Origin of the sequence: Bacillus sp. JJ1773 (assembly GCF_036962035.1) — a bacterium.
GTDB lineage: Bacteria > Bacillota > Bacilli > Bacillales > Cytobacillaceae > Cytobacillus.
This window is the reverse complement of the sequence record NZ_JBALNX010000035.1, coordinates 21914-29043: the sequence shown is the minus strand read 5'-3', so window position 1 is coordinate 29043 and position 7130 is coordinate 21914. Positions and strand designations below refer to the sequence as shown.

Below are 7130 nucleotides of genomic sequence, written 5' to 3'. Positions count from 1 at the left end.
GATGGATATTTATATATAGTTAAACAATATGATCATTCCTTACAAGCTGGAGAAGTTGTGAAAAAGTGGGGAAATGAACAATTTGCTCGTCCTCAACATTTTGAGTCCCTTTGTTTGGCAGTAGAAAAGCATGATATTGGTTGGGTGGGATCTGACAAAGAAGTGCTGTTTAATACAGAAACAGGACAGCCTGTACCCTTTCTAAGTGTAGATCTTCTACAACATGTCGACTTTTACGGGAAGGGTTATGAAAAGGTAAAAGATGAAGATCTTTATGCTGGGCTTTTAGTAGGGATGCACTGGATTGGATTGTATACAAGTCGTTTCGGATATGATCCATCGTTCACATTTAAAATCCCTGAAAATTTAGCGCATTTTATTAATGAGAATATTACAAAACAGCAGAAGGCTTGGGTTGACATAAAAATGGGTTTGTGGAGTAAAACAGAACCAAGAAGCCAATTTGAAGATCATCTATGGATGAATTATGAAATTGTTCAATTTATGGATCGACTTTCACAATATGTAACAATGCATAAGTTGGATACGAAGAACGAATTAATAATGGGACCTGTACGTCAAACGGTGGATAGTAAAGGTACTATGATTAGAGTTCAGGGACAAGGAAATGGAACGGTTGTTATAGATCCATTCCCATTTGATTCAGTAGTGGAAACCACAGTACTAATTCGTAAAATCCCAGATATTCGTTATAAATCGCATAGCGAAGTTTATAAAGCAATGGAAGAAGCGGAAATCGAGCGTGTTACCTGGAAGCTAATCCCTGCTGAGTGAGATTAATAAGTAAAAAATAAACTAGGTATTTATTTTTAGAATAAAGAAAAATATTTGTTATGGTAGCAAATCTATTTGTGACGGGCTTTGCAAAAAAATTACCTAATATTTACTGCCTTAGATCGGCTATTTCAACTCATTATTTGGTATTAAAAACAATATACGATAATAGATGTGGAGGATTATTTATGAAAAAAGAATACCGAGTGGGTCTGATCGTACCTAGTTCAAATACGACGATGGAAAAAGAAATACCAGCAATGCTTCTGTCGCGTGAACAAATAGTACCAGAAGAAACATTTACGTTCCACTCCAGCCGTATGCGCATGATGAATGTCACAAAAGAGGAATTAGCGAAGATGGATGCTGACAGTGACCGGTGTGCATTGGAGCTGTCGGATGCACGCTGCGATGCACTTGCATATGCCTGTCTCGTAGCTATCATGTCTCAAGGTCCTGGTTATCACTGCATTTCCGAAGAACGCCTTTCTAAAATTGCAAAGGAAAATGCTACAGCCGTACCAGTAATAAGTAGTGCAGGTGCTCTAATTGAAGGAATTAATGAATTGGAAGCAAAAAAGATAGCAATCATTACTCCTTATATGAAACCTTTGACAAATATGGTCATTGATTATATCGAATCTACAGGGATTGAAGTAGTGGACTCTATTAGTTTAGAGGTTTCTGATAATTTAGAAGTTGGTAAACTAGATCCTTTAAATCTTATTGACATTGTAGATAAATTAAATACAAGTAATGCAGATGCAGTTGTTTTGTCTGCATGCGTACAAATGCAATCTCTTCCAGCCATTCAAAAAGTACAAGATAAGATCAATCTGCCAGTTCTTTCAGCAGCAACTGCCACCGTGCATCAAATTTTAAAACAATTAAATTTAAAACCTATAGTTCCTAATGCAGGTTATCTTCTATCAAGAGAATATCAACTCTTGAAATAGTGGATGGACCAAATCTTAATTAGAATGAAAGACCTTTAATAGAGAAGAGGAGGAGTAAAAATGGCAAAAATCCTTATTCATCTAACACATGGTCCAGAAGCGCCTACTCAGGCGGATCGTGCATTTCTAATTGCTAAAACAGCAATTAAAGAAGGACACCATGTCTCAATGTTCCTAGCTGGAAGTGCTGTTCAGCTGTTGCGTGAAGATATTTTAGACAGTGTAATTGGAGTTGGAGATGGGGTAACCTCTTTGCGTGAGTCATACGATGAAATTATTTCGGGTGGGGGAAATATTTATTTATCTAAAATTTCCTGTGGTGCACGCGGCATGACTGATCAGGAGTTAAACGGAAAACAGGTTGAACTTGCCGAGCCGAGTGTTCTTGTGCAGCTAACTGTTGATCATGATCGTGTTATTACGTACGGATAAGGAGAGAAATTGTATGAAGCGCATATGGGATGATTATTTGGATGAACGAGATAAGATTGTCTATAAAGGTGCAGGTATGGGAAGAAAGATGGGAATTGGTAAAAAACCTGCTCTCGTAATTGTAGATGTACAATACGGGTTTACAGGGGATTCGCCTGAGAATATCGAGGAATCGATTCAAAAATATCCAACGAGTTGTGGTGAGAGCAGCTGGCAAGCTATTAAACAAATAAAATTTCTCCTAGATGCTGCTAGAAAAGCTAAACTCCCAATATTTTTCACAATTATTGAGGGGAGTAAATCGTCCTCTAATGAAAATGTAGCCATCAAAGGAAATATATTTGATCATCCGGCGCTGTTAGAAGGAGAAAAAGGTTCACAAGTTGTAGAGGAGATACAACCTCTACTAGGTGAAGTTGTCATTTCCAAAAAGAAACCAAGTGCCTTTTATGGAACGCCTATCGTATCCTATTTAACAGCGAACCAAGTTGATACTGTAATAATCACAGGTACTACCACAAGCGGTTGTGTACGTGCATCGGTAATTGATGCATTCTCTCATAATTATCGTGTTATTGTTCCAGAGGAATGTGTATTTGACCGTGGGATTGCTTCTCATGCTATTAACCTTTTCGATATGCAGCAGAAATATGCAGACGTTGTACCCGTTGAAGAAGTGGTAAAGGACCTCAATGGCCTGCAAATCCATGAATCGCTTTCACGATGATAAATTAAGTTGAATTGTCAGGTCTCCTTTTTTACCCCTAACTCCATACATCTGCATTCTTAATTTTAAGCGAGAGAACACCATTGATAAGGAACGGGCTGATTTAGTTGTATCCTTTATTTTCAAATAAGTTAATCGTATTTTGGTCGAAAGAAGATAACCTCACAAGGAGGGCATTAACTACTTCCTGTGGGGTTTAATTCATTTAAATTGAAGACTTTTACATTCATGCGAATGCGTAATATTACATTCTTAAAATAGGGGTGGTGAATATGATAACATCCAACAAACTTCTTAAGGAAACAACTTCTATGGTAGTATATAGGCATTTATATGACCTCATCTTAACGGATTACTTTAAACCTGGCGAATGGATAAGAGAGCGCCATATAACAGAAATGCTTGGGGTGAGCAGTACCCCTATAAGAGAAGCTCTAAAAATGCTCGTACAGGAACGAATATTGGAGTCGGTTCCACATCAAGGAGTTCGTGTTAAAACCCTCTCAAAAAAAGAGATAGAGGATGTATATGAATTAAGGGCAGAAATGGAAGGCTTGGCTGCTCAACTTGCAGCTAAGCGAGGAAGTATAGCTCAATTTAACAAATTGGATGAACTACTTTTTTTAACGGAAAGGAAAATAGTACTGAATAGTCCTATTCAAAATTCTGAGTTCCTAAAATCCAACAATGAATTTCATGACCTTATCGTTGAAGTGAGTGACAATCATGCCTTAAAAAATGCTCTACTTCAGCTTCGCCCAGGAATAAATTTAATTCGGCTAATGTCGTGGAAGAGTAATAGAGAACGTTTATCAATGACTTTAGAGCAACATAGGTCGATTTTGGAAGCTATTATTGCCAGGGATCAAATTTTAGCTCGTAAACGAACCCATGAACATATTTGGGAATCAGTTAGATTAGTATTACAATCTGTTGAAGAAATGAATAATAGATAAAGAAATATGAACTCTATAAAACGGACATGAAAGTAAAAAAATTTATAGAAGAAACATTTGATTTACAGTAGAAACAACAAATATCCTTCTATAAAGGGGTTTTTGTTGTCTTTTTTTTAAACTGTTTTATTTCCTTTTTAATATAGGCTTAATCCAACAATGACTTAGATAATTGCATACACTCTTTTTTTAATAATGAAATGACCTCTGAATTACTTGAAAGATCTAATACTCCTGCTATCCCTACTATTGAGATGGTTGCAACTATTTTCTTATCTTCGCCAAATACAGGACATCCAACTGCTACTATTCCAGGTATTAAAGATTCCTTCGTTATAGAACAACTGGTTTTTCTAACTTCTGAAATTTCCTTTTTAAATAATTCTGGATCTATTTCATGTTCATTTAGTTCTTTTAATATATTATTTGTTGTTAATTTCTCAGGCAAAAAGGCAGCGAACAACCTACCTGAGGTAGTAAGGATATTACTCGTTTTATATCCAACTTTAATCCCAATATTTATCGGGCGTCTGCTCTCTTCTAAATCGATAGGAAATGGAGCATTTCCTCCCCAAACTGACAAAAAAACAGTTTCATTCAATGTGTCCCTCAATTTGATCAATGTAGGCTTGGCCATTTCTTTAATATCAAATCTTTTGGAAGCGTTATGCCCGATCATAATTAGATCTGTTCCAATTGTATAGAGTAGGGAGGAATCTCTCTGTAAAAAGCCTGTTCGACATAAGCTTGTTAAATATCTATGAAGTTTACTTTTAGACATATCGCATAAGTCGGAAATTTCAGTTATGGATAATGGATTATTTGCTTCACCGATTTTTTTTAATATTTCAATACCGAGTTCTAATGATTGAATCCCTTGTCCGCTCATTTCATTATTCATGTTCATTTCTTTTTCTTCTTCTCCTTTGCGAAGCAATTAATGATAATTCCTGAATGTATGTAAATAGTATATAAATAAATAAAATGCCTAGCAAGACTTGTATTGATTCCTAATAATATCCAAAATGAACGAAAGGATTGTAAAGCAAAAACTTAAACTATTTCTAGGTATTTTTCAATGTAGAATCGGGAAATCGTAATAGGTTTAGCGAATGATTGTGTAAAGGGAAAATAGCGTCAAGAAAAGTGTAGTAGAGTTTAGAAGTTTGGTCACGCAGCGAAGGTTTGTATCATTGTATTGTTATCCAATTCAGGAACATGAGAAAAAGAAGAGGTGGAATATGTTTATTTCATAGATGAACAAAACAATTCCCTCTTCTTATTTTCATGAACTTTCTAATAAATTTTTATTGTTTTTTCACTGAGACAGTTCCATTACCTTGTCCTATATCATCAATGTAATACTTTAAAATGGTATAGGTTTTAAACTACTTCCTCTGTAATTGTTTCTTTTTTTATTTCTTTGACACGAGTCTCTCTTCCAAGGAATAATACATTCAATGCTGCAATAATACACGCCACAAAGAACATGATAAAAATAAAATTGAAGGATACTCCTTTTGCAATTAAAATACCTACTACCAATGGGCCAGATATGGCTCCTATACGTCCAGCTGCATTGGCAAACCCAGCCCCTGTTGCACGATTACTTGAATCATAATGATCAGTGGTATATGCATAAGTTGTTCCAGTTACTCCTAAAAAGAAGAAAGAAAGCGCCATACCACCAGCAATAAGCATAGGGAGTGTAGTTGCAGTACCAAACACGATAGCACTAATAGCGCCCATTATTAAATAGGAAATGAGTACAAATTTGCGTCCTACCTTTTCAACCAGCCAGGCTGCACTAAAGAACCCAGGTAATTGAGTAAGTGTCATTAGTAGTACATACCCAAAACTTTTTATTAGAGTGAATCCTTTCAATACCATAACGGAAGGTAACCATAAAAACATTCCATGATAGGAGAACATAACAAAAATCCATAATATCCACAGCATTGAGGTGTCACGTGCATATTTGGGTGACCAAAGGTTTTTAATATTATTTATTATCGTTGTTTTTTTCTTTGATGTTGAATAAAATTGGGGAGAATCGGGAAGACCCTTACGCATGTAAATTGCTAAAATTGCAGGTAAGGCTCCAATGATTAAAGCTCCTCGCCAACCCCATATAGGCATAATAAAATAAGCAATCACAGCTGAAATAATCCAGCCAACAGCCCAAAAACTCTCAAGAAGGACGACCATACGCCCGCGTTTATGCTCTGGGACATTTTCAGCAACTAATGTAGAGGCAACTGGAAGTTCCCCTCCTAATCCAAGACCAATAAAGAAGCGAAGTATAAGCAAAACAGAGAATGTCATCGATAATGCTGAAAAACCACTTGCTAATGAGAATAATAAAACCGAATACATTAGGATTTTATGTCTCCCCATGCGATCCGCTAATGAACCGGCAATGATTGCCCCAACAAACATTCCAATGGCATTAACACTACCAAGTAGTCCTGCTTCCTGTGGTGTTAACCCCCATTCTAGTATTAATGCAGCTGCGATAAATGAGATGAGACCTACATCCATTGCATCGAAAATCCAGCTAAACCCTGCAATGACGAAGATTCTTTTAAAGGATACCTTTTTATTACTCTCAGATTTCATTTTTCTTCACTCCTTTTTTATAAAATATCAAATATAAACAGAAACCCCCTATTCATTTTTTAGAAGATTGATTATTCTTAAAATTAACCATTTAGTTAATTTTAATTTATTTTTTATATAATGTTAAATATCTAATTTTTATAATTGTATTTAATTTCCGAATAATCTTTTAATACAGTAACATTAATGAATAAAAAGGGCATAAAAATTTCAACTGGTGCGGCTGACATTGCAACTCTTGCGACAATGGAAGCACTAATTGGAATGGAAGGGTTTACAGTCTATTTTCACCCTTCACCAAAAAACGATATCAATGATTGGTTAGTAGATAAGCATAAAAGTGCAAATAACGGGGAAGTACCAGATTTATTCACGCCAGGTGGCATGAGTGCAGCCATTGCTATTGTTGAAGCGATAAAAAAGACAGAGGGCAGCACAGATATTGATAAGCTAATCAGCACAATGGAAGGAATGAGCTTTGAAACACCAAAAGGGACAATGACATTCCGGAAAGAAGGTCATCAGGCACTACAAACGTAATATGCGATTCGTTTAGAAAAAGTGGATGGGATCGATTATCCTATTCCGGTGCTAATGCGGGAATTATCACCAGAAGAAACAGCACTGCCTTTTCGGAACTAATTA

At 36.0% G+C, this 7130-nt stretch carries 7 protein-coding genes and 1 pseudogene; 6 read left to right on the top strand and 2 right to left on the bottom strand.

Going from position 1 to position 7130, the window contains the following annotated elements:
• The 5 genes from V7127_RS09770 to V7127_RS09750 all read left to right on the top strand — a co-directional run.
• Positions 1-795 (top strand): DUF3891 family protein (locus V7127_RS09770; protein WP_335485334.1); only part of this gene is annotated, 795 nt, incomplete at its 5' end.
• Between the two features lie 188 nt (positions 796-983).
• The gene (locus V7127_RS09765; protein WP_335485331.1) at positions 984-1751 is read left to right on the top strand and encodes a maleate cis-trans isomerase family protein; all 768 of its coding nucleotides are present in this window, start codon (positions 984-986) and stop codon (positions 1749-1751) included.
• A gap of 60 nt (positions 1752-1811) precedes the next feature.
• Positions 1812-2183 carry a DsrE family protein gene (locus V7127_RS09760; protein WP_335485329.1) on the top strand — a complete coding sequence of 124 codons (372 nt, stop codon included), beginning with the start codon at positions 1812-1814 and terminating at the stop codon, positions 2181-2183.
• A 13-nt stretch (positions 2184-2196) separates the two neighbouring features.
• Positions 2197-2910, top strand: a complete 714-nt coding sequence (locus tag V7127_RS09755) for an isochorismatase family protein (protein ID WP_335485327.1) — start codon at positions 2197-2199, stop codon at positions 2908-2910.
• Between the two features lie 272 nt (positions 2911-3182).
• Entirely contained in the window at positions 3183-3866 is a 684-nt protein-coding gene (locus V7127_RS09750; protein ID WP_335485324.1) for a GntR family transcriptional regulator, read from the top strand.
• Between the two features lie 148 nt (positions 3867-4014).
• Here V7127_RS09750 and V7127_RS09745 read toward each other — a convergent pair whose 3' ends face one another.
• Entirely contained in the window at positions 4015-4767 is a 753-nt protein-coding gene (locus tag V7127_RS09745) for an IclR family transcriptional regulator (RefSeq protein ID WP_335485321.1), read from the bottom strand.
• A gap of 482 nt (positions 4768-5249) precedes the next feature.
• Positions 5250-6485: an MFS transporter gene (locus tag V7127_RS09740; protein WP_335485318.1), complete on the bottom strand. Its 1236-nt coding sequence runs from the start codon at positions 6483-6485 to the stop codon at positions 5250-5252.
• Positions 6486-6671: 186 nt separating this feature from the next.
• Between V7127_RS09740 and V7127_RS09735 the strand changes: the two are divergent.
• A pseudogene (locus V7127_RS09735) lies at positions 6672-7127 on the top strand (ABC transporter substrate-binding protein); the annotation flags it as partial.
• Positions 7128-7130 lie beyond the last annotated feature (3 nt).